27 protein-coding genes, 1 tRNA gene and 1 riboswitch are annotated in these 23,467 nt (G+C 71.1%); of the genes, 15 read left to right on the top strand and 13 right to left on the bottom strand.

Annotation, left to right across the window (positions count from 1 at the left end; all coding sequences use genetic code 11):
• Nucleotides 1-3 precede the first annotated feature (3 nt).
• From pstA to A4R43_RS32495, 5 genes are all read right to left on the bottom strand, one after another.
• Nucleotides 4-930, bottom strand: a complete 927-nt coding sequence (gene pstA / locus A4R43_RS32515) for a phosphate ABC transporter permease PstA (protein ID WP_113695585.1) — start codon at nt 928-930, stop codon at nt 4-6.
• Nucleotides 931-933: 3 nt separating this feature from the next.
• The gene (pstC, locus tag A4R43_RS32510) at nt 934-1,854 is read right to left on the bottom strand and encodes a phosphate ABC transporter permease subunit PstC (protein WP_113698027.1); all 921 of its coding nucleotides are present in this window, start codon (nt 1,852-1,854) and stop codon (nt 934-936) included.
• Between the two features lie 181 nt (nt 1,855-2,035).
• Nucleotides 2,036-3,175 (bottom strand): phosphate ABC transporter substrate-binding protein PstS, encoded by a 1,140-nt coding sequence (gene pstS, locus A4R43_RS32505; protein ID WP_113695584.1) that lies wholly within the window; start codon nt 3,173-3,175, stop codon nt 2,036-2,038.
• Between the two features lie 221 nt (nt 3,176-3,396).
• Nucleotides 3,397-4,287, bottom strand: a complete 891-nt coding sequence (gene mshD, locus A4R43_RS32500; RefSeq protein ID WP_113695583.1) for a mycothiol synthase — start codon at nt 4,285-4,287, stop codon at nt 3,397-3,399.
• Between the two features lie 10 nt (nt 4,288-4,297).
• On the bottom strand, nt 4,298-5,044 hold the full coding sequence (locus A4R43_RS32495) for a response regulator transcription factor (RefSeq protein ID WP_113698026.1): 747 nt from the start codon (nt 5,042-5,044) through the stop codon (nt 4,298-4,300).
• Nucleotides 5,045-5,230: 186 nt separating this feature from the next.
• Between A4R43_RS32495 and A4R43_RS32490 the strand changes: the two genes are divergently transcribed.
• The 7 genes from A4R43_RS32490 to pxpB all read left to right on the top strand — a co-directional run bounded on the left by A4R43_RS32490 (nt 5,231) and on the right by pxpB (nt 9,842).
• Nucleotides 5,231-6,109: an LmeA family phospholipid-binding protein gene (locus A4R43_RS32490; RefSeq protein ID WP_162788875.1), complete on the top strand. Its 879-nt coding sequence runs from the start codon at nt 5,231-5,233 to the stop codon at nt 6,107-6,109.
• Nucleotide 6,110: 1 nt separating this feature from the next.
• Complete coding sequence (locus A4R43_RS32485; RefSeq protein ID WP_113695581.1) at nt 6,111-6,542, top strand: TlpA family protein disulfide reductase; 432 nt, start codon at nt 6,111-6,113, stop codon at nt 6,540-6,542.
• Nucleotides 6,543-6,803: 261 nt separating this feature from the next.
• Nucleotides 6,804-7,238, top strand: coding sequence for a DUF4395 domain-containing protein (locus A4R43_RS32480; RefSeq protein ID WP_113695580.1), 435 nt, complete (start codon nt 6,804-6,806; stop codon nt 7,236-7,238).
• 45 nt (nt 7,239-7,283) lie between these two features.
• A complete protein-coding gene (locus tag A4R43_RS32475; protein WP_113695579.1) occupies nt 7,284-8,120 on the top strand; it encodes a sulfurtransferase in 837 nt (278 codons plus the stop codon).
• Complete coding sequence (locus A4R43_RS32470) at nt 8,120-8,428, top strand: DUF1416 domain-containing protein (RefSeq protein WP_162788664.1); 309 nt, start codon at nt 8,120-8,122, stop codon at nt 8,426-8,428. The genes A4R43_RS32475 and A4R43_RS32470 overlap by 1 nt, the downstream gene beginning before the upstream one ends.
• A 176-nt stretch (nt 8,429-8,604) precedes the next feature.
• A complete protein-coding gene (locus A4R43_RS32465; RefSeq protein WP_113695577.1) occupies nt 8,605-9,219 on the top strand; it encodes a heme-binding beta-barrel domain-containing protein in 615 nt (204 codons plus the stop codon).
• A gap of 11 nt (nt 9,220-9,230) precedes the next feature.
• On the top strand, nt 9,231-9,842 hold the full coding sequence (pxpB, locus tag A4R43_RS32460; RefSeq protein ID WP_113695576.1) for a 5-oxoprolinase subunit PxpB: 612 nt from the start codon (nt 9,231-9,233) through the stop codon (nt 9,840-9,842).
• A 334-nt stretch (nt 9,843-10,176) separates the two neighbouring features.
• Here pxpB and A4R43_RS42990 read toward each other — a convergent pair whose 3' ends face one another.
• On the bottom strand, nt 10,177-10,437 hold the full coding sequence (locus tag A4R43_RS42990; protein ID WP_162788663.1) for a hypothetical protein: 261 nt from the start codon (nt 10,435-10,437) through the stop codon (nt 10,177-10,179).
• Nucleotides 10,427-10,500 (bottom strand) — tRNA-Asp (locus A4R43_RS42985). Before A4R43_RS42985 ends, A4R43_RS42990 begins: the two co-directional genes overlap by 11 nt.
• 201 nt (nt 10,501-10,701) lie before the next feature.
• Here A4R43_RS42985 and A4R43_RS32450 point away from each other — a divergent pair.
• On the top strand, nt 10,702-11,424 hold the full coding sequence (locus A4R43_RS32450) for a hypothetical protein (RefSeq protein ID WP_335645123.1): 723 nt from the start codon (nt 10,702-10,704) through the stop codon (nt 11,422-11,424).
• Here the strand turns inward: A4R43_RS32450 and A4R43_RS32445 are convergent.
• On the bottom strand, nt 11,415-12,263 hold the full coding sequence (locus A4R43_RS32445) for an aminodeoxychorismate lyase (RefSeq protein ID WP_113695574.1): 849 nt from the start codon (nt 12,261-12,263) through the stop codon (nt 11,415-11,417). The two genes, A4R43_RS32450 and A4R43_RS32445, sit on opposite strands and share 10 nt — an antisense overlap.
• 173 nt (nt 12,264-12,436) lie before the next feature.
• Between A4R43_RS32445 and ygfZ the strand changes: the two genes are divergently transcribed.
• The 3 genes from ygfZ (at nt 12,437) to A4R43_RS32430 (ending at nt 15,175) form a co-directional block, all read left to right on the top strand.
• The gene (ygfZ, locus tag A4R43_RS32440; protein WP_113695573.1) at nt 12,437-13,564 is read left to right on the top strand and encodes a CAF17-like 4Fe-4S cluster assembly/insertion protein YgfZ; all 1,128 of its coding nucleotides are present in this window, start codon (nt 12,437-12,439) and stop codon (nt 13,562-13,564) included.
• A gap of 85 nt (nt 13,565-13,649) precedes the next feature.
• Nucleotides 13,650-14,222 (top strand): RsiG family protein, encoded by a 573-nt coding sequence (locus tag A4R43_RS32435; protein ID WP_113695572.1) that lies wholly within the window; start codon nt 13,650-13,652, stop codon nt 14,220-14,222.
• Nucleotides 14,219-15,175: an asparaginase gene (locus tag A4R43_RS32430; protein WP_113695571.1), complete on the top strand. Its 957-nt coding sequence runs from the start codon at nt 14,219-14,221 to the stop codon at nt 15,173-15,175. The genes A4R43_RS32435 and A4R43_RS32430 overlap by 4 nt, the downstream gene beginning before the upstream one ends.
• Here the strand turns inward: A4R43_RS32430 and A4R43_RS32425 are convergent.
• Nucleotides 15,172-16,083, bottom strand: coding sequence for a DUF8083 family protein (locus tag A4R43_RS32425; protein WP_113695570.1), 912 nt, complete (start codon nt 16,081-16,083; stop codon nt 15,172-15,174). The genes A4R43_RS32430 and A4R43_RS32425 overlap by 4 nt on opposite strands.
• A 185-nt stretch (nt 16,084-16,268) precedes the next feature.
• Between A4R43_RS32425 and A4R43_RS32420 the strand changes: the two genes are divergently transcribed.
• Nucleotides 16,269-16,457 (top strand): DUF3073 domain-containing protein, encoded by a 189-nt coding sequence (locus A4R43_RS32420; RefSeq protein ID WP_113695569.1) that lies wholly within the window; start codon nt 16,269-16,271, stop codon nt 16,455-16,457.
• Between the two features lie 97 nt (nt 16,458-16,554).
• A complete protein-coding gene (locus tag A4R43_RS32415) occupies nt 16,555-17,412 on the top strand; it encodes a 3-hydroxybutyryl-CoA dehydrogenase (RefSeq protein ID WP_113695568.1) in 858 nt (285 codons plus the stop codon).
• On the opposite strand, the gene A4R43_RS32410 is transcribed toward A4R43_RS32415, so the two are convergent.
• Genes A4R43_RS32410 through A4R43_RS32395 form a run of 4 tightly spaced genes read right to left on the bottom strand, consistent with a single transcriptional unit; the run spans nt 17,403 to nt 21,589 of the window.
• Nucleotides 17,403-18,245 (bottom strand): ECF transporter S component, encoded by an 843-nt coding sequence (locus A4R43_RS32410; protein ID WP_113695567.1) that lies wholly within the window; start codon nt 18,243-18,245, stop codon nt 17,403-17,405. The genes A4R43_RS32415 and A4R43_RS32410 overlap by 10 nt on opposite strands.
• The gene (locus A4R43_RS32405; protein WP_113695566.1) at nt 18,242-19,843 is read right to left on the bottom strand and encodes an ABC transporter ATP-binding protein; all 1,602 of its coding nucleotides are present in this window, start codon (nt 19,841-19,843) and stop codon (nt 18,242-18,244) included. The genes A4R43_RS32410 and A4R43_RS32405 overlap by 4 nt, the downstream gene beginning before the upstream one ends.
• Nucleotides 19,840-20,922, bottom strand: coding sequence for a CbiQ family ECF transporter T component (locus A4R43_RS32400; RefSeq protein ID WP_113695565.1), 1,083 nt, complete (start codon nt 20,920-20,922; stop codon nt 19,840-19,842). Before A4R43_RS32400 ends, A4R43_RS32405 begins: the two co-directional genes overlap by 4 nt.
• Nucleotides 20,912-21,589 (bottom strand): flagellar hook-length control protein FliK, encoded by a 678-nt coding sequence (locus A4R43_RS32395; protein WP_113695564.1) that lies wholly within the window; start codon nt 21,587-21,589, stop codon nt 20,912-20,914. The genes A4R43_RS32400 and A4R43_RS32395 overlap by 11 nt, the downstream gene beginning before the upstream one ends.
• Nucleotides 21,590-21,658: 69 nt before the next feature.
• A riboswitch (cobalamin riboswitch) is annotated at nt 21,659-21,772 on the bottom strand.
• Between the two features lie 28 nt (nt 21,773-21,800).
• On the opposite strand from A4R43_RS32395, the gene A4R43_RS32390 reads away from it, so the two are divergent.
• Together A4R43_RS32390 and A4R43_RS32385 are read left to right on the top strand one after the other, a co-directional pair.
• Nucleotides 21,801-22,748: a Gfo/Idh/MocA family protein gene (locus A4R43_RS32390; protein ID WP_113695563.1), complete on the top strand. Its 948-nt coding sequence runs from the start codon at nt 21,801-21,803 to the stop codon at nt 22,746-22,748.
• A 51-nt stretch (nt 22,749-22,799) separates the two neighbouring features.
• Nucleotides 22,800-23,435 carry a TNT domain-containing protein gene (locus A4R43_RS32385; RefSeq protein WP_113695562.1) on the top strand — a complete coding sequence of 212 codons (636 nt, stop codon included), beginning with the start codon at nt 22,800-22,802 and terminating at the stop codon, nt 23,433-23,435.
• Nucleotides 23,436-23,467 lie beyond the last annotated feature (32 nt).

Here is a 23,467-nt window from a genome sequence, read left to right as displayed (position 1 = left end):
TTCCTACTTCTTCTTGGGGGCGACCAGGCGCCCGATGAGCGTGGCCGCGAGGTTGATCAGGGCGATGATGAGCACCAGCGTCAGCGCGGCGCCCCAGATGCGTTCGAAGCCGACGCTGCCCTCGGTCATCGAGTTCGTCGCGCGCTCGTTGTTGATCAGCAGCGGCAGCGACGCCATTTCGCCCTGGAACATGTCCCAGTGCACGAAGGACGAGTAGCCGACCAGCACCAGCAGTGGCGCGGTCTCGCCCATCACCCTGGCCAGCGCCATCATGATGCCGGTGATGATGCCGGACAGCGCGGTCGGCAGCACGATCTTCACGATCGTCTTCCACTTCGGCACGCCCAGCGCGTAGGAGGCCTCACGCAGGTCGTCCGGCACGATCCGGAGCATCTCCTCCGAGGACCGCACGACCACCGGGACCATCAGCAGCACCAGCGCCAGCGACACGGAGAAGCCGTTGCGCGGCAGGCCCAGCGTGGTCACCCAGAGCGCGTAGATGAACAACGCGGCCACGATCGACGGCACCCCGGACAGGATGTCGACCATGAACGTGGTCACCTTGGCCAGCCGGGTCCGGCGGCCGTACTCGACCAGGTAGATCGCCACCAGCAGGCCCAGCGGCACCGCGATGATGGCGCAGACCAGGCCCTGCAGCAGGGTGCCGACGATGGCGTGCAGCACACCGCCGCCGACCTCGTCGGACAGCACCAGCGAGAAGTCCTCGGTCCACCAGTTGGTGTACGGGATGCGCGTGATGCCGCTCTCGACCACCGTCCAGAGCACCCAGACCAGCGGGATGACGGCGATCAGGAAGGCCAGCCACACCAGGACGGTGGCCACCCCGTTCTTGGTCTTGCGAGCCAGGCTGACCTGCTGGAACGCCGGTGTGACGGCCGGCCGGTCGGCGTCGGGAATCGTCGCGGTCATGGCTCAGTCCCCCTTCTTGTCGCCGATGATGGACCGGGCCGCGAAGTTGACCACGAAGGTCAGCAGGAACAGCACCAGGCCGGCGGCGATGTAGGCGCCGGCCGACGTGACGTCGTTGAACTCCGCGTAGTTCGACGCGATCTTGGAGGCGAAGGTGGCGCCGCCGTCGAACACGCTCCAGTCGAAGGTCCGCCCGACCGGGATGAACAGGATGATCGACAGCGCGATCGTCTCACCCAGCGCGCGGCCGAGGCCGAGCATCGAGGCGCCGATGTACCCGGCCTTGCCGAACGGCAGCACGGTGGTCCGGATGACTTCCCAGCGGGTGGCGCCCAGCGCCAGCGCGCCTTCGATCTGCGCGGTCGGCGTGCGCTCGAAGACCTCGCGGGTGAGCGAGGTGATGATCGGCAGCAGCATCACCGCGAGCACCACGCCGGCGGTGAAGATGGTGCTGCGGATGTTCGGCGCGATGTTGCCGTCCCCGAAGATCGGGATCCAGCCCAGCGTGTCGTTGATCCACTGCGCCACCGGCTCGAGGACCGGGGCCAGGAACAGCAGGCCCCACAGGCCGAAGATGATCGACGGCACGGCGGCCAGCAGGTCGATCACGTAGGCGAACGGCCTGGCCAGCCGCGGCGGCGCGTACTGGGTCAGGAACAACGCGATGCCCAGCGACACCGGCATGGCGATGACCAGCGCCACCAGCGAGGTGGCCACGGTCACCGCGAGCAGGTCGGCGATGCCGAACCGCAGGTTCTTCGAGTCGCCGGTCTCCCACACGCTGGAGAAGAAGCTGACCTGGTTGGCCTGCAGCGCGGGGATGGCCTGCAGCAGCAGGAACAACCCGATCAGCCCGATCAGGATGACCACGAAGATGCCGGCGCCGGTGGTGAGGTTCTTGAAGATGCGGTCACCCGGCCGCACCTTGCCGCCCTTGGACGAAGCGACGGGCGTTGGTTGCTCGGAAATCGGACCCTCCGGCGCGGATGCGGACGGCGGACGCCCACCGGTGTCACCGGTGGGCGTCCGCGTCGAGATTGGCTCGTTCATCGGCTTGGTTGCCTTGGCCTGTCTCTACCCTCGTCTCAAGCTGCCCGCAAGCAGATCAGGCGATCGCCTTGACCGCGGTCAGCACCTTGTCCTGCAGGCTCTGCGGGATGGACACGTAGCCCTTCTCCGCCAGCGGCTGCTGACCGTCGGTGGCGGCGACGTTCAGGAACGCGCGCACCGCCTTGGCCACCTCGGGGTCGGTGTACTTCGAGCAGACGATCTCGTAGGTGACCAGCAGCAGCGGGTAGGTGCCCGCGGCCTTGGACGAGTAGATCGCCTCCAGGTCGAGCGCGAGGTCGTTGGTGCCCTCGGTCTTGAACTTCGCGCCGTCGAGCGTCTTGGCGACGTTCTCCGGGGTCAGCTCGACCGCGCCGGCCCCGCTGTCGATCAGGGCGGGCTTGACGCCGTCCTTGGCGAACGCGGCCTCGACGTAGGTGATCGCGCCGTCAGCGGCCTTGGCGGCCTCGACCACGCCGTTGGACTTCTCCGCGCCGTTGCCGACGCCACCCTTGAACTGCTTGCCCGCACCCTGGGTCCACGCCTGCGGCGCGGCGGCCTCCAGGTACAGCTGGAAGTTGTCGGTGGTGCCCGACTCGTCGGAGCGCGAGACGACCTGGATCGGCTTGGCGGGCAGGTTCAGGTTCTCGTTGCCCTTGACCGCCTTGATCGCCGGGTCGTCCCAGGTCTTGATGCCGCCGTTGAAGATCTTGGCGGTGACCTCGGGGGTGAGCACCAGCTTGTCCACGCCCTGCAGGTTGTAGGCGACCGCGACCGGGCCGACCACCAGGGGCAGGTTCCACGCCTCGGTGCCGGCGCAGCGGGCCTTGGCCTGCTCGACCTCGCCCTTCTCGGCGCTCAGCGGCGAGTCGGAGCCGGCGAAGTCGACCTGGCCGGCGATGAACTGCTTGACGCCCGCGCCGGAACCGCTGGGGTTGTAGTTCAGCTGCTGGCCGGCGCACTTGCGCTGGTACTGCTGGGAGAAGATGTCGATCGCCGCCTTCTGGGCCGACGAACCTTCAGCCGACAGCGGGCTCTTGCCACCGCAATCGACCTGGGCGGTGCCCGAGGGCGCCGCGGCGGCGCCGGTCTGCGGGGCGCTGGTGTTGGTCGCCGCGGGGTCGGAGCCACAGGCCGTCAGCACGAGGGCGGCGCCCGCCACCAGGCCGATGACCGCGTGCGGCCGCTTGATCTTCACTGCATTTCCTCCGCATGGAAGAGAGTCCGGGGGTTTGGGCCGCGGCGGCTGGCCGCGCCGATTCCGGACAGTAGGCAGCGACAGTGGACGGCTGGCCGTCAACAAATGAACGGAAGGTGAACAAGGCCGCCATTGTGAGCAGTACTACTAGTCTCGACAGCTGCTCGTGTCCTGGCCGTGACCTGGGCGTTTGCCCACCGTGACGGGCTGCTGGCTCCGGGTTAACGGGAGTATTGGATGTCGGCCTCGTGGCGGCCGAAACCGAGTTTTGTGTACACGGCCACGGCTGGCGCGTTGTCCCCTTCGACGTACAAGATCACCTGCTTGAGCCCGCGCTCGCGCAGATACCGCAGCCCGGCCAGGGTCAGGGCCTTGCCGAGCCCGCCGCCCTGGGCGCCGGGGTCCACGCCGACCACGTAGACCTCGCCGACCGGCTCGCCGCCGAACCGGGCCGGGTTCGGCGGGTGCACCTTGGTCCAGTGGAAGCCGATCACGGTGCCTTCCGCGCCGTCGCGCTCGGCGAGGAAGAAGCCGTCGGCGTCGAACCACGGCTCGCGTTCGGTGGCCCGCAGTTCGTCGACGGTCAGCGCGCCCTGCTCGGGATGCCAGTCGAAGGCACGCGCGTTCACCGCGATCACGGCCTCCTCGTCGCGGCCGGGCTCGAAGGTGCGCAGGGAGACGCCGTCGGCGAGCTTCGGTTCCGGCCACTCCTGGCCGTCGACGTCCGCGCTGAGCACCAGCAGTTCCCGCGCGCGCTGGAGCCCGAGCTTCGCGGCGATCCGCGCGGCACCGGGGTGGTCGCCGTGTGCCCAGATGCGCAGGTCACCGTCACGTGCCAGGAGTGCCCGCGTCAGCTCGGTGCCGTGCCCGCGGCGACGGTGGTCCGGCCGCACGATCAGCTCGGCGACCTGGCGGCCGAAGGAATCCCCGGCGGTGTCGAGGTGGGTGTAACCGACCAGTTCCCCGTCCTCGTGCCTCAGCAGGTGCAGCCCACCGGACGGCGGCTCGATCTCCTCGGGGCGCCCGTCCGCCTCACGGGCGGCGTGCAACAGCGCACGCACCTGCCCGGCTTCGGCTTCGTCCAGTTGCTCCGACCACCGCGCGTTCGACATGCCGCCGAATCTACCGGCGGGTGTACTCCTGCTGCGGAAGCTCGACCGGCTGCTCGGCGGTCATCGGCTTGCTCGCGCCCTTGACCGGCCGCTCGAACTTGTAACCCACGTTCCGCACGGTGCCGATCATCTGCTCGTGCTCCGGGCCGAGCTTGGCGCGCAGCCGCCGGACGTGCACGTCGACCGTCCTGGTGCCGCCGAAGAAGTCGTAACCCCAGACCTCCTGCAGCAGCTGGGCGCGGGTGAACACCCGGCCCGCGTGCTGCGCGAGGTACTTGAGCAGCTCGAACTCCTTGTAGGTCAGCTCGAGGGTGCGCTTGCGCAGCCGGGCGGTGTAGGTGGCCTCGTCGATCACCAGGTCACCGATGCGGACCTCGGCGTCGGCCTGCTGGCCGCCGCCGTCGCGGGTGCTGACCAGCCGCAGCCGGGCGTCCACCTCGGCCGGGCCGGCGGTGGGGAGCATGATGTCGTCGGTGCGCCACTCCGAGCTGACCGCGACCAGCCCGCCCTCGCCCACCACGGCGATCACCGGGGTGGCGGTGTCCTCGTCACCGGCGCCCTTGAGCAGCCGGCACAGGCTCTTCGCCGAGGCCAGGTCGGTGCGGGCGTCGAGCAGGATCACGTCGCGGTGGCCCGCGTCGAGCAGGGCGGTGACCTCCGGCGGCCGGACGCGTACGGTGTGCGGCAGCAGATCCAACGCGGGAAGCACCGAAGTGGCCTCGGGTTCCGCGGTCAGCACCAGCAGGTCCAGGCTCATCGCCACACCGCCTTATCGTTGTCGCGAGCACGCCGCTTCGGAGAACGGCTCGGGTCGGTGCTGAGTGAGAATAGCGACTGAACACGGGAAAGACATAGCGCTGCCGCGTTGGTCACATCCGATCGCGGCAGCTTGCGTCGATCCAGAACCCCTGGTGAGAGGAAGCGCGGACGAGTGAGCGGCCCGGTGACCCAGTACGACACGACCGCCCCACGGCCCCACGAGCGACCCCGCGGGAGGCGCGCGCGACGGATCATCATCGTGGTGGTGGTGCTGGCCGCGATCCTCACCGCGGCCGACTTCGGCGCCGCCGCGTTCGCCGAGCACACGGTGTCGCAGAAGGCACGTGAGCAGTTCAAGCTGACCGAGGACCCGTCGGTGACCGTGCACGGCTTCCCGTTCCTGACCCAGGCGCTCGGCGGTGAGTACGGTCACATCTCGCTGTCCGCCGCCGGGGTGCCGGTGCAGGACGTGCTGCGTGACGTGGAGCTGCAGGCGCACCTGCGTGACGTCGAGGCCCCGCTGTCCGACCTGGTCGGCGGCAAGGTGGACACGATCAAGATCGGCACGCTCGAGGGCCAGGTGAAGCTCAAGGACAGCGACATCGCCAGGGTCGAGCCGCTGACCAAGATCGAGAACCTGAAGATCGACCCGGCCAGCGACGACTACGTGCTCAACGGCGGTTCGGACCCCGACACGCCGACCACCATCGAGCCGCCGGACGAGTCGGAGGACGACGCCTCGGCGGGTGTCCGCATGTCGGGCACGCTGCAGCTGGCCGGTGAGAAGCTGGAGCTGTACTGCTTCGCGATGATCGAGCTGGACGGCACCGCCATCCACATCACGCCCGAGCGGCTCCAGTTCGGGAATGACGGCGAGACCACCGTCGTTCCCCCTCAGGTGCAGAAGGCGCTGCTGCCGAACTTCAAGGCCACGGTGGACACCGGGAGCCTGCCGTTCGAGGTGACCCCGAAGGCGGTCCGGGTGGAGCAGGGCGCGGTGATCCTGAAGGGCGAGGCGAAGAACGTCTCGTTCGCCGGCGCCGGAGCGAACGCGGGAGGCTGACTTGGCGGGCATCTGGGTGCTGCTCGGCACGCTGGTCGTGGCGACCGCGGCCGGGCTCGTGCTGCAACGGCGCAACGGCCGCATCAAGGCGGCCAAGCCCGTGACCGTGCGGCCGGAGCTGCCCCAGCCGGTGGCCGAAGCGCTCGACCCGGGCGCTCCGGTCACGCTCGTGCAGATCTCCACCACCTTCTGCGCGCCCTGCCGCCAGACGCGGGCCCTGCTGTCCCACCTCGCCGACCGGACCGACGGCCTGCGGCACGTCGACCTGGACGTGACGAACCAGCCCGAGGTCGCCCAGCGCCTCGGTGTGCTGCGGACGCCGACCACGCTGGCCTACGCCCCCGACGGCCGTGAACTGCTGCGCATCGGCGGCATTCCAAAGGGCCCTGACCTGCTGGAAGCTCTCGCGCCGCACCTGAAACTGTCCGCATAGCGGGATCCGTCCCATCAGGTGAGCAGTGTTCCCACTCTGAGGGAAGCGTGGGTACCCTGGCGCTCGTGCACTCGCCACGGCCCGACACCTCGATGCGGCGCTGGTTCCTGACCCAGCGGCGCGCGGTCGACCTGTGCCGGGTCCGCAGCAGCCTCTGTCGCCGCTGACCGCGTTCACCGCCCGCGTGGTGAACCGCTTTCTCCCCAGCTCATCCCGTGCGCATTCGCGCGCGCTCGCGTTCCACCGAGCCCAGGAGGTGACATGCCGGCAGGACCAGCGGTCGATCCACGAGGCCCGCGCTTCGCGGCGATCCTGACCACGATCGTGCTCGCCGTGGTGCTGGTCACCGGGTGGTGGCCGCTGCTGGCCGCCCAGACGGTGGTCTTCGCCATCGGCGCCTTCATCGGCCTGAAACCCGCCCCCTACTCCCTGGTCTACCGCTACCTGGTCGCCCCGCGGCTGAAGCCGACGAGCGAGCGCGAGGACGCGGCGCCGCTGCGGTTCGCGCAGGCCGTCGGCTTCGTGTTCGCGCTCGTCGGCACGATCGGCTACGCCACCGAGGTCACCGCGCTCGGTGTGGTCGCCACGGCGTTCGCGCTGTTCGCGGCCTTCCTCAACGCGGCGTTCAACTTCTGTCTCGGCTGCGAGATGTACCTGCTGATCCGGCGCATCACGCCGACGGCGAAACCCACCTAGAACGCAGAAACCCAGTCCCGAACCCAAGAAAGGCAGTGCCGCTCCATGAGCCGTGAAGACGTGCTGGTCACCACAGCATGGGCAGAAGAGAACCTCGACACCCCCGGTGTGGTCTTCGCCGAGGTCGACGAGGACACCACCGCCTACGACGGCGGGCACATCCGTGGCGCGGTGAAGTTCGACTGGCGCAAGGACCTGCAGGACCCGGTGCGCCGCGACTTCGTCTCCAAGGAGGGCTTCGAGGCCCTGCTGTCGGAGAAGGGCATCAGCAACGAGGACCGCGTCATCCTCTACGGCGGCAACAACAACTGGTTCGCCGCGTACGCCTACTGGTACTTCAAGCTCTACGGCCACGAGAACGTGCAGCTGCTCGACGGCGGCCGCAAGAAGTGGGAGCTGGACGGGCGCCCGCTCGACACCGGTGACGTCAAGCGCGAGCGCACCGAGTACAAGGCCAAGGAGCAGGACCACTCGATCCGCGCCTTCCGCGACGAGGTCGTGCAGGCCATCGGCCAGAACAACTTCGTCGACGTGCGCTCCCCCGACGAGTTCTCCGGCAAGCTGCTCGCCCCGGCGCACCTGCCGCAGGAGCAGTCCCAGGTCCCCGGCCACATCCCGGGCGCGCTGAACGTGCCGTGGGCGAAGGTGGCCAACGAGGACGGCACCTTCAAGACCGAGGAAGAGATCAAGGAGCTGTACGCCGCGGAGGGCCTCGACGAGTCGAAGCCGACCATCGCGTACTGCCGGATCGGGGAGCGCTCCTCGATCGCCTGGTTCGCCCTGCGCGAGTTGCTCGGCTACCAGAACGTGAAGAACTACGACGGATCGTGGACCGAATACGGCTCGCTGGTCGGCGTGCCGGTCGAGACGGGAGCTAAGTGATGGCTGACGACGGTTGCGGCGCCCCGGCGCAGGAGGCCACCCCGGCCGACTTCGACACCAACGGCCAGGTCGTGCTGGCCGGCAAGGTGACCGGCGACGGCGGCCCGATCGGCGGTGCCTTCGTGCGCCTGCTCGACTCGGGCGGCGACTTCACCGGCGAGGTGGTCTCCTCGGCCGACGGCGACTTCCGCTTCTACGCGGCGCCCGGCGAGTGGACCGTGCGGGCGCTGCACCGCACCGGAAACGGTGAGGCGAGTGTCACCGCCGACGGCCCCGGCCTGCACCGGCTGGCGGTTGCGGTCTCCTGACCACGGCTTTTGCCCGAGGGGCTCTCCCGGCCGGGAGAGCCCCTCGTTTTGTCTCCGGTTATCCTGCACGCGTGCATATCTTCTTCACGGTGCTGCTGGTGCTGTCGGGAGTCCTGGTGACGTGGTTCGCCGCGTACGTGGTGTACCGCCTCTACACCGACAACCGCTGATCCCCGATGTCTTCCGGCGACGACGCCATCCAGGCCGCGGCTGACCGCGCGGAGCACACGCGCGCGCTCAACCTGCCCCAGTTCGACGACCTCCCGATCCCGGTGGACACGGCGAACCTGCGCGAGGGCCCCGAGCTGCATGCCCAGTGCCTGCCGCTGCTGCCGCTGGTCGGTGTCTGGCGCGGGGAAGGCGAGATCAACTACCCGACCATCGACGGCCCGCGCAAGTTCGCGCAGCAGCTGACCATCGCGCACGACGGCCGCCCGTTCCTCTACCACGAGGCGCGGTCGTGGCTGCTCGACGACAACGGCGAGGTCGTCCGTCAGGCCGCCCGCGAGACAGGCTGGTGGCGGCCGCAGCCGGACGACTCGTTCGAGCTGCTGCTCGCGCACAACACCGGCATCGTCGAGCTGTTCTACGGCGAGCCGCGCAACCTGACTTCGTGGGAGATGGCCACCGACGCGGTGGTGCGCAGCACCTCGGCCAAGGAGGTCACCGGCGCGAAGCGGCTGTACGGCCTGGTGAACAACACCGACCTCGGGTACGTGGAGGAACGCGCCATGGTCGGCCAGGAGATGCAGCCGCACGTCTCCGTCTACCTGCGCCGCGTGGTGGGCTGAGCCGCGGCCCGATGCGCTGGCTGCCGTACGGTCCCGACGCGACGCTGATCGAGTGTTCCTCGCTCGAGGAGGCCGGTGCGGTCCGCGCCGTGGTCGCGGCCGCCGAACTGCCCCGTGTGGTCGAGATCGTGCCGGGCGCGCGGACCGTGCTGGTCGCGGCCGAGCCCGGTTCCGGTGTGCTCGCCGAGGTCCGCTCGCTGGTCGAAGCCGCCGATCTGGACCATCCGCCAGCCGGTTCGCCACGGGAGATCACCATCGACGTGCACTACGACGGCGACGACCTCGACGAGGTGGCGCGGACCGCGGGCCTCAGCACCGCCGAGGTGGTCGAACTGCACACCGGCGCCGAGTACACCGTCGCCTTCACCGGGTTCGCGCCCGGTTTCGGTTACCTGACCGGGCTTCCCGAGCCACTGCGGCAGTCGCGTTTGGACACTCCGCGGACGCGGGTGCCCGCCGGGTCGGTCGGCCTGGCCGGTGAGTTCACCGGGGTCTACCCGCGTTCCTCGCCCGGCGGCTGGCGGTTGATCGGGCGCACCGGAACGGTGTTGTTCGACCCGCGTGCCGAACGGCCCGCCCTGCTCTCCCCGGGTGACCGGGTGCGTTTCCGGAGCGTCCATTGAGGACTCTCGAGGTAGTCGAACCCGGCCCGTCGGCGCTGGTCCAGGACCTCGGCAGGCCGGGGCTGGCGCATCTGGGCGTGCCACCGTCCGGGGCGCTGGACGTACCCGCGCTGCGCCTGGCGAACCGGCTCACCGGCAATCCCGAGTCCGCGGCGGGCATCGAATCGCTGCTCGGCGGCCTGCGGTTGCGCGCTGGCGCGTCCTGCACGGTCGCGGTCACCGGCGCGCCGGTGACCGTCACGGTGGACGGCAGGCCGATGGGCTCGCACGTCCCGCTGCACCTGCGGGCCGGGCAGACCGTCGCGCTCGGCACCCCGGCTCGCGGACTTCGGTGCTACGTGGCGGTTTCCGGCGGGATCGCGGTCGAACCGGAGCTGCGCAGCCGGTCGCGGGACGTGCTCTCGGAGATCGGGCCGCCGCCGCTCGCCACCGGTGACGTGCTGCCGGTCGGCACCCCGGCCGGGGTTCCGGCGGGCGTGGACGTGCTGGCGCCACCGGCGTTCCCGGACGAGCTGAGCATTCCGGTGACGCTGGGCCCGCGCGACGACTGGTTCGACAACGCGGCCGAGCAGTTGGCCGGGCCGTGGACGGTCACGCCGGAGTCGAACCGGGTCGGCCTCCGGCTCGACGGACCGGCGTTGCGCCGAACGGCTGACCGTGCCGGGGCGGAACTACCCAGCGAAGGCATTCTCACCGGGGCCGTCCAGTTGCCGCCGAGCGGCCTGCCAGTGGTTTTCCTCGCCGACCACCCGAGCACCGGTGGTTACCCGGTACTCGGTGTAGTGCGAGCGAAATCACTCGCCGCGCTGGCGCAGGCACGCCCAGGAACCAAGCTGCGCTTCCGGTCGTCAGCCTGAGTATGGAAGAGGTCACGGTGGTCGGCGGCGAAGGCGTCGTCGACATCAGGGGGAGCGTCACCGAACACGGTTATGTGGAAAGCATGCTGTACCTCGGTGGCGCCGTGGCATTGCTGGACAGCTCGGCGTACGAGGGGTCGATCGGGCGGCTGATCGCGCGGGCGCCGGAGCCGCCGGTCCGGCCGGAGGTGGCGGACCGGCTGCGGATCGCGCTGGCCACCGGGCAGATCCGGCGGCCGCTCACCGAAACGCTGGCGCCGCTGACCGCGTTGCTCGCGGACGGCCGGTACCAGCTGAGCGGCCCGGAACCGCTGTTCACCGCGGGTCCGGACGAGCGCGACTGGTACGTGGTCAGCGTGGCGCCGGACGAGCCGCAGTGGCTCTACGAGGACCACGACGACCGGTACCTGGTGCCGACCGACGGCTGGCCGCCCGCCGACGAGCCGCGCGTCGCCTACTACCGGACGGCGATCCGCGCCGGGTACCGCCCGACCGCCGTGCTGCTGCACGTGGCGGGCAAGCAGCGCTACAGCGGGTTCATCCTGGACGGGCACCACAAGGTGGCCGCGTACCTGGCCGAGCGGGTGGTGCCGCAGGTGGTGCGCATCTCGCGGCTGGACGCGCCCGCGATCACCGCCACCGAGGTGCGCGGTGCGTTCAGCGACCGGGCGCTGGCGCACCGCGACTTCGGCAGCCTGCTGCGGGTGCTGGACCGTCAGGCGTAGACGGCTTCGTAGGCCGCGCTGAGTTCCCGGTGCAGGGCGGTCGCGTCGGGCAGCACCTTGCCGTCGAGGGTGTGCACCCTGGTCAGCTTGCGGACGGAGGAGGCGAGGAACAGCCCGTCGCCCGAGTGCAGGTCGTCCACGGTCAGCGACTCGATCTTGGCGGTGAACCCGGCGCGCTCGGCGCCGCGGTACACCGCCGCCTGGGTGGTGCCGGGCAGGATGCCGACGTTCGCGGGCGGGGTGTAGAGCGTCCGCCCGCGCACCAGGACCACGGTCGCGGTCGGGCCTTCGAGCACCGATCCGTCGGTAGCGGTGAAAATCACATCCGACGCGCCACGCCGGTCGGCCTCGCGCAGCGCGGCCATGTTCACTCCGTACGACAGGGACTTCGCGCCGAGCAGCAGCCAGGGCGCGCGCTCGGCGAGACCCGGGTCGATGCCGCGGTCGAGCGTCACCGCGGCGACGCCCTCGGCACGCGCGCGCAACACCTTCGGGTCGATCTCCAGGCCCAGCGCGAACGCGGTCGGGGCGGCCTTCGGATCGCCCTCCAATCCCCTGGTGTAGACCAGTTTCACCGCGATTTCGCCGTCGCCGGGCCAGTTGTCGATGACCAGCCGCACGGCCCGCTCCCAGGCCGCGGCGTCCGGTTCGGGCAGGTCGAGCATCGACGCCGAACGGGCCAGCCGGTCGAGGTGCGGCCCGAGTTCCCTCGGTTCACCGCCGGCCACCAGGATCGTCTCGAACACCCCGTCACCGCGGAGCAGACCCAGGTCGGCGACCTGGATGTGCGGGGCGCCGGGTTCGGCCAGGGTTCCGTCCAGGAAAGCAAGCACGCGCATGGGGCGACCCTACTCACCAGGCGCGGACCGGCGAGTCCGGCCGATGGGCGCACCCCGGGAGGTGTCACGAATGTGGCTTTCGAGACGTTCTGCGTCTCGAAAGCCACATTCGTGACATCGAGCCGGGCCGCCGGGTTCGGCCGAACCAGCCGGACTGCGCCTAGCATGGGGGCATGCCCTACAGCTCACCCTTGCTCGAACTTCCGCGTGCGGTCGCGCCGCCGGACCACCACCCGGAGGCGGGCGTGCCTTGGCACTGGGGTGATCCGTTCGCCGAGCAGCGCACCGCGGCCCGCTCGGTGGCCGTGGTGGACCGGTCGCACCGCGAGGTCATCAGCGTCAGCGGGCCGGAGCGGCTGTCGTGGCTGCACCTGGTGATTTCCCAGCACGTGACCGAGCTGCCGCCGGACAGCGGGACCGAGGCGCTGGTGCTGGACACCCACGGCCGCGTCGAGTCGCACATGGTGCTCGCCCACACGGCCGAAACCGTGCACCTGGACACCGATCCGGGCGCGGTGGCCACCAGCGCGCTGCCCAAGGGCGGGCAGCAGCCGCTGATCGGCTACCTGGAGGCGATGAAGTTCTGGTCCCAAGTGGACATTCGCGACACCACCGCCGACCACGCGCTGCTCACCCTGCTCGGCCCGGAAACCGGCAAGATCCTGGACGCGCTGGGCATTTCGCTCGGCGAGGCGCCGTACAGCGTCGCTTCCTTCGAGGGCGGGTTCGCGCGGCGCATGCCGTGGCCCGCCCGCAACAGCGTCGATCTCGCCGTGCCGCGAGCCGACCTCGCCGCCTGGTGGACGCGCATCACCGACGCGGGCGCGCGGCCCGCGGGCTCCTGGACCTACGACGCGCTGCGTGTCGAATCGCTGCACGCGCGCGTCGGCGTGGACACCGACGAGCGCACGATTCCGCACGAGGTCAACTGGATCGGCTCCGCCGCGCACGTGGCGAAGGGCTGCTACCGCGGCCAGGAGACGGTCTCGAAGGTGCACAACGTCGGCCGCCCGCCACGCCAGATGGTGCTGCTGCACCTGGACGGCTCGCCCGAGATCACCCCCGAAACGGGTGACCCGGTCCTGCTCGGTGAGAAGACCGTCGGCCGGGTGGGCAGCGTGATCCAGCACCACGAACTCGGCCCGATCGCGCTCGCCCTGCTCAAGCGGTCCGCGCCGACCACCGAAGAGCTGCTGGCGGGAGCCGGGGACCGGCGCATCCAGGCCACCGTGGACCCCGATTCGGTGCCCGCGGAAAAGGCGGCCCCGGGCCGCGAAGCGGCTGCCCGGCTGCGAGGCTGAGACGAGTGGTCCCTTCCGCACGCGAAATTTTGCGCCACACTGGTACCTCATCGCGGAACCGGGGGGCAGCACGAAGGATGATCACGTGATTGAAGTCCGGCCTGGTGGGCGCCGTCGCATCGACCGCGTCCTCGACCCCGAGTACGTGCGCGGGCTCGACGAACTCACGCTCAACACCCTGCGCGCGCGCCGGGACGAGGCCGCGCAGGAGGAGACCGACCTGTCCTACCTGCGCCGCGTGCTGCACGCCCGCATCGACATCGTGCGTGCCGAGCAGCAGCGCCGCTCCAGCGGCGGACTGTCCGGCAGCGTGGTCGACCAGCTGGCCAGCATTCTCGCGGACAACGCGCTCGGCCCGGCCGCGCTCGGCAGGCTCCAGCAGCTGGAGCCCTCCCGCGCGGGTGACTACCGGCGGCAGGCCGAGGCGCTGGCCGGGGACTCCGGGCTCACCGACGTCACCGAGCTGACCGACGAGAAGCTGGCGGGCACGCTCGCCGACTACATCCGCGCCGAGGAGTCCGTCTCCGCGCGCCGCCGCGAGGTGCAGGTGGTGGTCGACGCCATCAACGGCGAGATCGCCGGCCGCTACGCCGAGGGCCTGGCCTCGGTGGACGAACTGCTCGCCAGTGAACGAGGGAAACGCGAGGACGCTTCTTGAACCCCACGCTCGTCGAGGTGGTCCGCTCCGGTTTCACCGAGAGCATCCACCGCGGGTCGTTGCTGGTCACCGGTCCCGGCGGCGAGCCGGTGCTCGACCTCGGTGCAACGCGGGTCCCGGTGTACCCGCGCTCGTCGAACAAGCCGCTGCAAGCGCTCGGCATGCTGCGGGCCGGGCTGGAGGTCGGCGACGAGGACCTGGCGATCATCTGCGCGTCGCACAACGGCGAGCCGGAGCACGTCCGGCGGGTCGCCGAGCTGCTGGCGCGGCACGGACTGTCCGAAGCGGACCTGCGCTGCCCGGCCGACTACCCGCTGCACGGTCCGAGCCGGATCGACGCGATCCGCGCCGGTGAGCCGAGCAGGCTGGCGATGAACTGCTCCGGCAAGCACGCGGGCATGCTGGCCGCCTGCGTGCAGCGGGGCTGGCCGACCGAGGACTACCTGTCGCCGGACCACAAGCTCCAGCGGATCATCGGCGAGACCATCGAGGACCTGATCGGCGAGGAGATCGCGCACACCGGCGTCGACGGCTGCGGCGCGCCGCTGTTCGCCTTCTCGCTGGCCGGGCTCGCGCGCTCGTTCTCGCGGCTGACCACCTCGGCCGACGAGGCGGAGCGGCGGATCGACCGGTGCATGCGCGCCAACCCGTGGCTGATCGGCGGCACCAGCCGCGAGGACACCGTGCTGATGCTGGCCGTCGACGGCCTGCTGGCCAAGGGTGGCGCGGAAGGCGTGCACGCGGCGGCCCTGCCGGACGGCTCGGCGATCACCATGAAGATCGACGACGGCGGCCAGCGCGTCCGCGAGGCCGTGCTGGTGACCGCGCTGCGGCGGCTCGGGCACACGCCAGGCTCCGACGCGGCCGCGGCTGTGCTGGACGGTCTCGCACGCGGCGCAGGCTGGGTACGCGGCGGTGGCCACGAGGTGGGCGAGTTCCGCGTGACCTTCTAGTTGAAGCGCTCGCGGGCGGCGAGTTCGCTCCAGTAGTCACGCAGCTCGCCGAACAGCTCCGCCAGCTCCTCGACGTTGCCCTCCCGCAGGGCGTCGAGAATGTTGTGCACGTCTTCGGCCGATTTGTCCGACTCCAGGATCGGGTCGGCGATCAGCTGCACCAGGCCGCCGTAGTCCAGCTCGACCGCCGACGCGGGGTGGAAGTGCGCGAGCCAGCGCCCGGTCTCCTCCAGCACGCGGCCCGGCCCCGAGTCGCCGAAGGTCTGCTCGACCAGCTCGTAGGCGTCCTCGACGCGGCGCTGCGCGTCACCCATGGCCACCCGCCACGACAGCTCGCGGCGAGGGTCGTGCCGGGACGAGCCGAGCACCAGCCGCCGCTGGTCGGGATCGACCAGCGCGAACCACGGCAGCGGCACGGTCCAGGTGGTCGACAGCACGTGCACCACCGAGCCACGCAGCTCCCCGAGCGCGGCGGTGGTCTTGGCCCGGACGGACTCGGCGGTCACCCCGCCCGCGGTCAGCACGGCGGCCCGCAGCGCGGGATGGGCGTCCCCGAGGAAGTTGACCAGCGCGGCGGCCGAGCGGGCACGCAGCTCCAGCGGGCAGACGAGCGGCCCGGGGCCGACCTCCGCGCCACTGCCGGGCACCACCGGCACCTCGGCCGGGTCGAGCACCAGCACGTCGGTCTTCGCGCTCGGCGCCGGGCGACCGTCGATCAGCTCGGCGGGCAGCAGCCGGGCCGGCGTGGTGACCTGTGACCTGAGCCACATCCGCTGCTCGCGCTCGCCCACGCTGGCGCGGGTCAGCTTCGCCTGCTCGACCGCCTCGGCCAGGCGCTCGTCCACCGGGTCACCGAACGCGGACAGCGGCTCGTACACCCGGAGGTAGGCCACGAACGGACGAAGCACCCGTGAATCGTGACACGGCTACCAGCGCGGATCACCACCGGAGGTCAATGTCGCGTCTTGCACACCGTGCCGCGTCGCATTCCACCCCCCGGACACGGTACGGTGTGTTCAGGAAAGAATTGTCGAGACGATGCGGGGCCGCCGCTACCCCCGGCCGCCCCGCCCCTGTGCGAGGGGGTCGAGCCATGGGGCGCGGCCGGGCTAAGGCTAAGCAGACGAAGGTGGCGCGGGAGCTCAAGTACTCCACCCACGACACGGACTTCGACGCTTTGCAGCGCGAGCTGTCTGGTAGGTCCTCCGACGGCGAACAGCGCGAGGACGATCAGCGATACGAAGACCCGTACGCCGACGAGTACGACGAGTATCGCCGCTGAACGCGAGACGCGAGGGTGGGTTGGCCGGTTACCCCGGCCGCCCACCCTCGCCTCACGCTTGCTGCCTCCGCGAACAGGGTTCAGTTAGGAGGCAACGATGCGGATCGAACGGGTCGGAGTGATCGGCGCGGGCCTGATGGGCTCGGGTATCGCCGAGGTACACGCGAGGGCTGGCCTCGACGTGGTGGTCAACGAGGTGTCCCAGCCTGCGCTGGATGCTGGGCGCAAGCGCATCGAGAAGTCGCTCGAGCGCGGCACCCGCAACGGCAAACTCTCCACAGAGGACGCCGAGGCGGCGCTCGGCCGGTTGACCTTCACCACCGACCTCGACGCCTTCGCCGACCGCGACCTCGTGGTCGAGGCGATCCTCGAGCAGGAGCAGGCCAAGGTCGAGGTGTTCAGCTCGCTGGACAAGGTGGTCGACCGGGAGGACGCGGTCTTCGCCTCCAACACCTCGTCGATCCCGATCATGAAGCTGGGCATGGCCACCAAGCGGCCGGCCCAGGTGGTCGGCATCCACTTCTTCAACCCGGTGCCGGTGCTGCCGCTGGTCGAACTGGTGCCCTCGCTGCTGACCAGCGAGGAGACGGTCAAGGCCGCCGAGGAGCACGCCACCGGCACGCTGGGCAAGACGGTCATCCGCTCGCAGGACCGCGCCGGGTTCATCGTGAACTCGCTGCTGGTGCCGTACCTGCTCTCGGCGATCCGGATGATCGAGTCGGGCTTCGCCTCGGCGGAGGACATCGACCGCGGCATGGAGCTGGGCACCGCGCACCCGATGGGCCCGCTGCGGCTGTCCGACCTGATCGGGCTGGACACCATCAAGGCGATCGCGGACTCGATGTACGCCGAGTTCAAGGAGCCGCTGTACTCGTCGCCGCCGCTGCTGCTGCGCATGGTCGACGCCGGCCTGCTCGGCAAGAAGACCGGCCGGGGCTTCTACTCCTACGACTGAGCCCGCGCCTCGAAGGTCGCCGGAGCGCTGAACGCGGCGCGCCGGGCGGCCCGGCGCAGGGTGGCCAGCACGGCCGGGCCGACCAGCACGATGGCCACCAGGTTGGTCAGCGCGCGGCCGGTGTCCCAGCCGAAGGTCGAGGTCAGCAGGGTGAACACGAGGAACCGGTGCAGGTTCGCGCCGACGTCGTCGCCGGGCACGAACGCCAGCCCGGCGGTGTTCGGGTCCATCGAGGCCCCGGCCAGGAACGGCCACGACCACAGGTTCATCACGAAGCCGAAGAAGTAGGCCGCGACCACCCCGTACGCGCCGAGCATGGCGATCTCCCACCGGCCGCGGACGCGGTTCGGCAGCAGTCCCGCGCCCAGTCCCAGCAGCGAAGACGACAGCATCTGGAACGGCAGCCACGGCCCCACGCCCGCGGTGAGCAGCGCGGAGGCGAACATCGAGGTCGAGCCCAGCACGAACCCGAACCCCGGCCCGAACACCCGCCCGGCCAGCACCAGCAGGAAGAAGATCAGCTCGACGCCGCCGGTGCCCGCGCCGAGCGGCCGCAGCCCGGCGTTGATCGCCGACAGCACACCCAGCATGGCCAGCGCCTTCGAATCGATGCCGCCGCCGGAGACCTCGGCGAGCACGATCAGGATCAGCACCGGCAGGGTGAACAGGAAAACGAACGGCGCGTCCACCGTGTGCGCCTGCGTACCCGGCGGCGGCGCCGCGAACAGCGGCCAGAAGAACATCGACAGGCCGAGCACCGCGGCGACGGTCAGCACCAGCGCCGACCGCGGGGTGAGGCGGACGGCCCGTGGTCGCGCCAGGAACTCGGTCACGTCGCCAGCGCCTTCGCCACCTGGTCCACGGTGAGCCATTCCGCCGGTGCGAGCACCTTCGCCACCTGCGGCGCGAAGGCGGGCGAGGCGACCACCACATCGGCGGTCGGGCCGTCGGCGACCACCTCGCCTTCGGCCATCACCACCACCCGGCCCGCAGCCGTCGCGACGAACTCCACGTCGTGCGTGGCCAGCACGATCGCCGCGCCACCGGCCGCCAGCTCGGTGAGGATCGCGCCGAACTGCCGTTTCGCGTGGTAGTCGAGGCCGCGGGTGGGCTCGTCGAGCAGCACCACACCGGGCGCGGCGGTCAGCTGGATCGCCAGCACCAGCGCCAGCCGCTGCCCCTCGGACAGGTCACGCGGGTGCTTCCCGCCGTCGATGCCGGGCGTGAGCCGGTCGAGCAGCGCGCGGCAGCTGCCCGGCTCGGCGCCCGATTCGACGTCGGCCTGCGTGCATTCGGCGTCGACGGAATCGAGGTAGAGCAGGTCACCCGGGGTCTGCGGGACCAGGCCGACCAGTTGCCTGGCGCGATGCGGCTTGAGCGCCTTCGGGTCCTGCCCGGCCACGTCCACCTCGCCGCCGCTGCGCGGGCCGCTGCCCTGCAACGCCCACAGCAGCGACGACTTGCCCGAGCCGTTGCGGCCCATCAGCGCCACGACCTCACCGCCGCGCAACTCCAAGCTGACCTCACGCACGGCCGTGTGGTCGCCGTAGCGCACCACGATCTTCTCGGCCGTCAGCCGGACCGACGTGTTCCCGCGCTCCTGGACCGCGGGCTTCCGCCCGGCCAGCCGCTCACGCAGCGGCCCGGCCCGGCGGCGCGCGTCCCGCACCGACAACGGCAGCGGCGACCAGCCCGCCAGCTTGCCCAGCTCGACCAGCGGCGGCGCTACGTCGGCCTCGGCCAGCACCTCGGCCGGGGTGCCCGAGCGGATGGAGCCGTCGCCGGGCAGGTAGAGCAGGCGGTCGGCGTACTGCGCCACCCGTTCCATCCGGTGCTCGGCGACCACCACCGTGGTGCCGAGGTCGTGCACCAGCCGGGTGATCGCGGCCAGCACCTCTTCGGCGGCGGCCGGGTCCAGCGCCGAGGTCGGCTCGTCCAGCACCAGCACCTTCGGGTGCGCGGTGAGCACCGAGCCGATCGCCACCCGCTGCTGCTGCCCGCCCGACAACGTCCGAAGTGGACGGTTGCGCAGCTCGGCGACGCCCAGCAGGTCCAGCGTCTCCTCGACGCGCTTGCGCATCACCTCGGGCGGCACGGCCAGCTGCTCCATGCCGTAGGCCAGTTCCTCCTCGACGGTGTCGGTGACGAACCCGGCCAGCGGGTCCTGCCCGACCACACCGACCAGCTCGGCGAACTCACGCGGCGGATGCCGGGCGGTGTCCTTGCCCGCCACGCGCACGCTCCCGCGCAGGTGGCCGCCGGTGAAGTGCGGGACCAGGCCGTTGATCGCGCCGAGAAAGCTCGACTTGCCCGAGCCGGTCCGGCCGGCCACCAGGCACAGCTCGCCCTCCTCGACCACGAGGTCCACTTCGGACAGCACCGGCGTGGTGGCTTCGGCGTAGGTGATGCTCACCCGTGAGAACTCGATCATGCCCGGACCCCCGCCCCGGTGAGCTGCGGCAACGGCGCCAGCCATGCGGGCAGCACGCCGAGCAGCAACGCCCCGGCGTGCCACGGCGATACCTCCGGCCAGCGCAGCGGGTTCAGCGACGGATACAGGTTCGCCGCGTCGATCTTCGCGGTGGCGACCAGCAGCGCGACCGCGCCGATCCCGGACGCGGCGACCGCGGTCTCCGGCCAGCGCCACGGGTCGGGCCGGTAACTGGTGCGCCGGACACGACGGCCGCCGAGCAGGAACCCGGCCACCGAAACGACCAGCCCGCCCACCAGCAGCGGCGTCCCCAGCCAGGTGGACGTGCCGTCGAGCACGCCGTAGATCCCGGCGCAGACGCCGGTCAGCCCGGTCAGCACGCAGACCCCGACCACGATCCGCACCGACCGCGGCAGGTACCCGCGACGGCCGTAACCCCGCGAGTCCATCGCCGACGCCAGCATCAGCGAGCGGTCCATCGCGTCTTCGAGCACCGGGACGATGATGCCCTTCAGCGCCCGCAGGCCCCGCTGGCGACCGGCCCGCAGCCGCCGCGCGCGCCGCACCCGCAGCACGCTCTCGGCGAGCTGCGGCGCCACCGACAACGCCACGGTGACCGCCGTGCCGACCTCGTACAAGGCGCCGGGAACCGCCTTGAGCAGGCGTTTCGGGTTCGCCAGCGCGTTCGCCGCGCCGACGCAGAGCACCATGGTGGCCAGCCGGAGGCCGTCGTAGAACCCGCCGAGCAGTTCCTCCGCCGAGGCCGGGCCGAGCAGGGTGACCCCGCCCGCGATCTCCGGTAGCGGCAGCTCCGGCAGGTGGAACAGCACGTGCCCGCCGTCCTCGCCGCCGATCAGGATCCGGAACAGCACACGCAGCACCACGATGAACAACCCGATGTAGGCGTACAGCCGGAAGGCCAGCGCCCACGGCGCGTCACCACGCCGGTTCACCACCACGAACGCGACCACCGCGATGATCAGCCCGAGCAGGACCGGGTTGGTGGTACGGCTGGCGGCGACCGCGAGCGCGAGCGCCCACAGCCACCACGCGGCCGGGTGCAGGTTCCTACGAAGCACGCTTGCGACGGTAAGCGGTCACCCCGGCGGCCCCGCCGACCAGGAGCACCGCGGCCCCGCCGAGCACCACGCCCCACGGGAAGCCGGAGTCCTGCGCGGCGGGCTGCGCCACCGCCCCACCGGTCCAGGCGACGCCCTCCGGCGTGACCCCGGAAGTCCCGGCGGGCGCGTTGGGCCGGACCGGCGCGATCCGCGGGGGCGGGCTGGTCTCGAAGCTCTTGTCCTTGGCGAACGACCAGCCCTCGAAACTGCCGGCGGGCGGCTTCGAATCCTGCACGCCCGACTGGGCGAAGCCCCAGGTCCCGCCGTTCGGGGCCTGCCAGTAACCCCAGTACGCGGTCATCGGCGGGCTGTCCACGCAGGCCTCGGCCTCCGGCGCCGGCTTGCCCTCGATGCGGCAGAGGGAGGCCATGCCCCAGCGCTGCGAGCCGGTCAGCTCGAAGCCCGCGTTCTGCAGCGCGGTCAGGCCGCTGGCCTGCTCGCCGGGGGCGCAGCGGATGATCGGGTCGCCGCCCAACTCGTGGAAGTCGACCACCACGGTGACGCCGGTGGCGTCCGGGCAGTACCCCGGCGTGCCCTTGCCCTGGTCCACCGCCGAGGCGGTGGTCACCGGGGTGAGGGCCGCGGCGAGCGCCGCGGCCGCGAGAACCGAACGAAGCCGGCGCATGGAACGACCTTTCCCGGGGCGGGCCCCGGGCGCGCGAGCCCCAGGGCTCCGCCCGTAATCCTCGACAGTGGAGCCACAACCACCCCGGCGGGCATTCCGGCTCACGCCGCGAGGCGGCGTCCACGGTTGCGGGTCAGCGCCGGCTTCGAACCGGCTTCCCCCACCAGGGCACTTGACGGTAGCCCACACCGCTACGGCACGGTAGGGCAGGATGTGCCCCGTGGATCAGCAGTTGCGCGTGGGTCTTGTCGGTGGCGGTCCGTGGGCGAGGACGGTGCACGCACCGGGTCTGGCCGAGCATCCCGGCACCGCGCTGACCGCGATCTGGACCCGCCGCCCGGATGCCGCTCGCGAGCTGGCCGAGGCGCACTGCGCCACCGCCGTCGAGACCGTGGACGAGCTGCTCGGCCAGGTGGACGCGGTGGCCTTCGCGGTGCCGCCGTCGGTGCAGGCAGAGATCGCGATCCAGGCGGCGGCCGCGGGCAAGCACCTGATCCTGGAGAAGCCGATCGCCGCCGACCTGCCCACCGCGGAACGGCTCGCCGCGGCGGTGGCCGAGTCGGACGTGGCCGCGCTCGTCATGTTCACGCTGCGCTACGCCATCCAGACCCAGGAGTGGCTGGCCGGGCTCAAGGAGGCGGGCGGCTGGGCGGGCGGCAGCGCGCGCTGGCTGTCCGGCGCGCTGCTGAACGAGACCTACCGCGATTCGGCGTGGCGGCACGAGGACGCGGGCGCGCTCGCCGACGTCGGACCGCACGCCTTCGACCTGCTCGACGCGGCGCTCGGCCCGATCACCGGGGTGCGCGCCGCCCACCGCACCGACCGTGACCTGTGGACCGTGCTGCTCGAACACGAAGGTGGCATCACCAGCACCGCGGTGCTCACCCTGCGGTTGCCGATCATGCCGACCGTGGTCGAGCTGGCGGTGTTCGGCGAAAACGGGTTCCGCAGCGTCAACCAGCGGCCGGGCACCCCGCAGGACAGCTACACCGCCCTGCTCGACGACTTCGCCGCGCTCATCGCCAGCGGCACCCGCGAGCACCCGTGCGACGTGCGGCGCGGGCTGCACATCCAGCGTGTGATCGACCAAACCATCCGGGTGGTTCGGGGGTCCGGGGGTCGTCCCCCGAGCGGACAACACAGCGTGGTTTCGAAGTAGCCCGTAACAGGCGGTACCCGGTGCGTCACGCTCCCGGAAGAATTCCGGGACATGCGCTGGCTCAAGAGTTTCGCGACCGCGGTCGCCCTGCTCGCCGTGGTACTGGTGGCACCGCCGACCGCTTCGGCGTCCACCGACTCCCGCCTCACCGAGTGCTCCGCCACCTTCTTCCGCGACGACAAACGCCTCGGCCCGGAACGCCTGCCGAAGTTCGGCGTGGTCGGCTGGCAGTTGCTGGGCTACCACCGCACCGGGCACCTACCCGATCAGCGGTTCCTCGCCGAGTACTACGACACGGCCGCGGGCAGCTGGCGGTACCCGCCGGCCGACGGATACGTGATCGGACCGGACGGCGAGCCCGAACGTGAGGTCGGCCGGCTGGAACCCGGCGAGCGGATCGACCGCTACGGCAGCGAGTACGGCGGTTTCCTCGCCCCGAAGGGCGTGCACTACGCCACCCGGGCGATCCCGCCGCAGAACCTCGTCGGCACCCCGGCCGAGCTGTGCAACTACCGCGCCTACCAGGTGCTGCGGGAGTTCTCCGTCTACGAAGGCCCGATCGCCCCGTGGTTCGCCCAGCCGGGTGGTGGCAGGCAGTACCAGCTGAACGGCGCACTCGTGCCGGGCGCACCCGCTCAGCTGAACGTGCTCTGGCTGGTCGACAACGGTTATCTCGCCCGGCTCTGACCACACGAGACAAAACACGAGCGGGGCACCAC

This window comes from Amycolatopsis albispora (genome assembly GCF_003312875.1).
In the GTDB taxonomy this organism is placed as follows: domain Bacteria; phylum Actinomycetota; class Actinomycetes; order Mycobacteriales; family Pseudonocardiaceae; genus Amycolatopsis; species Amycolatopsis albispora.
Note: the sequence above shows the minus strand (reverse complement) of the source record. Positions and strands in the feature narration are given on the sequence as shown.

Coding starts and splice junctions, on each gene's coding strand:
- A4R43_RS32395 (WP_113695564.1), bottom strand. CDS start 21,589: ATGCGCCGGCTTCGTTCGGTTCTCGCGGCCGCGGCGCTCGCCGCGGCC.
- A4R43_RS32420 (WP_113695569.1), top strand. CDS start 16,269: ATGGGGCGCGGCCGGGCTAAGGCTAAGCAGACGAAGGTGGCGCGGGAG.
- A4R43_RS32465 (WP_113695577.1), top strand. CDS start 8,605: ATGTCTTCCGGCGACGACGCCATCCAGGCCGCGGCTGACCGCGCGGAG.
- A4R43_RS32475 (WP_113695579.1), top strand. CDS start 7,284: ATGAGCCGTGAAGACGTGCTGGTCACCACAGCATGGGCAGAAGAGAAC.
- pstA (WP_113695585.1), bottom strand. CDS start 930: ATGACCGCGACGATTCCCGACGCCGACCGGCCGGCCGTCACACCGGCG.
- A4R43_RS32480 (WP_113695580.1), top strand. CDS start 6,804: ATGCCGGCAGGACCAGCGGTCGATCCACGAGGCCCGCGCTTCGCGGCG.
- A4R43_RS32450 (WP_335645123.1), top strand. CDS start 10,702: ATGGAAGAGGTCACGGTGGTCGGCGGCGAAGGCGTCGTCGACATCAGG.
- A4R43_RS32470 (WP_162788664.1), top strand. CDS start 8,120: ATGGCTGACGACGGTTGCGGCGCCCCGGCGCAGGAGGCCACCCCGGCC.
- ygfZ (WP_113695573.1), top strand. CDS start 12,437: ATGCCCTACAGCTCACCCTTGCTCGAACTTCCGCGTGCGGTCGCGCCG.
- A4R43_RS32385 (WP_113695562.1), top strand. CDS start 22,800: ATGCGCTGGCTCAAGAGTTTCGCGACCGCGGTCGCCCTGCTCGCCGTG.
- A4R43_RS32405 (WP_113695566.1), bottom strand. CDS start 19,843: ATGATCGAGTTCTCACGGGTGAGCATCACCTACGCCGAAGCCACCACG.
- pxpB (WP_113695576.1), top strand. CDS start 9,231: ATGCGCTGGCTGCCGTACGGTCCCGACGCGACGCTGATCGAGTGTTCC.
- A4R43_RS32415 (WP_113695568.1), top strand. CDS start 16,555: ATGCGGATCGAACGGGTCGGAGTGATCGGCGCGGGCCTGATGGGCTCG.
- A4R43_RS32390 (WP_113695563.1), top strand. CDS start 21,801: ATGTGCCCCGTGGATCAGCAGTTGCGCGTGGGTCTTGTCGGTGGCGGT.
- mshD (WP_113695583.1), bottom strand. CDS start 4,287: ATGTCGAACGCGCGGTGGTCGGAGCAACTGGACGAAGCCGAAGCCGGG.
- A4R43_RS32445 (WP_113695574.1), bottom strand. CDS start 12,263: ATGCGCGTGCTTGCTTTCCTGGACGGAACCCTGGCCGAACCCGGCGCC.
- A4R43_RS32495 (WP_113698026.1), bottom strand. CDS start 5,044: ATGAGCCTGGACCTGCTGGTGCTGACCGCGGAACCCGAGGCCACTTCG.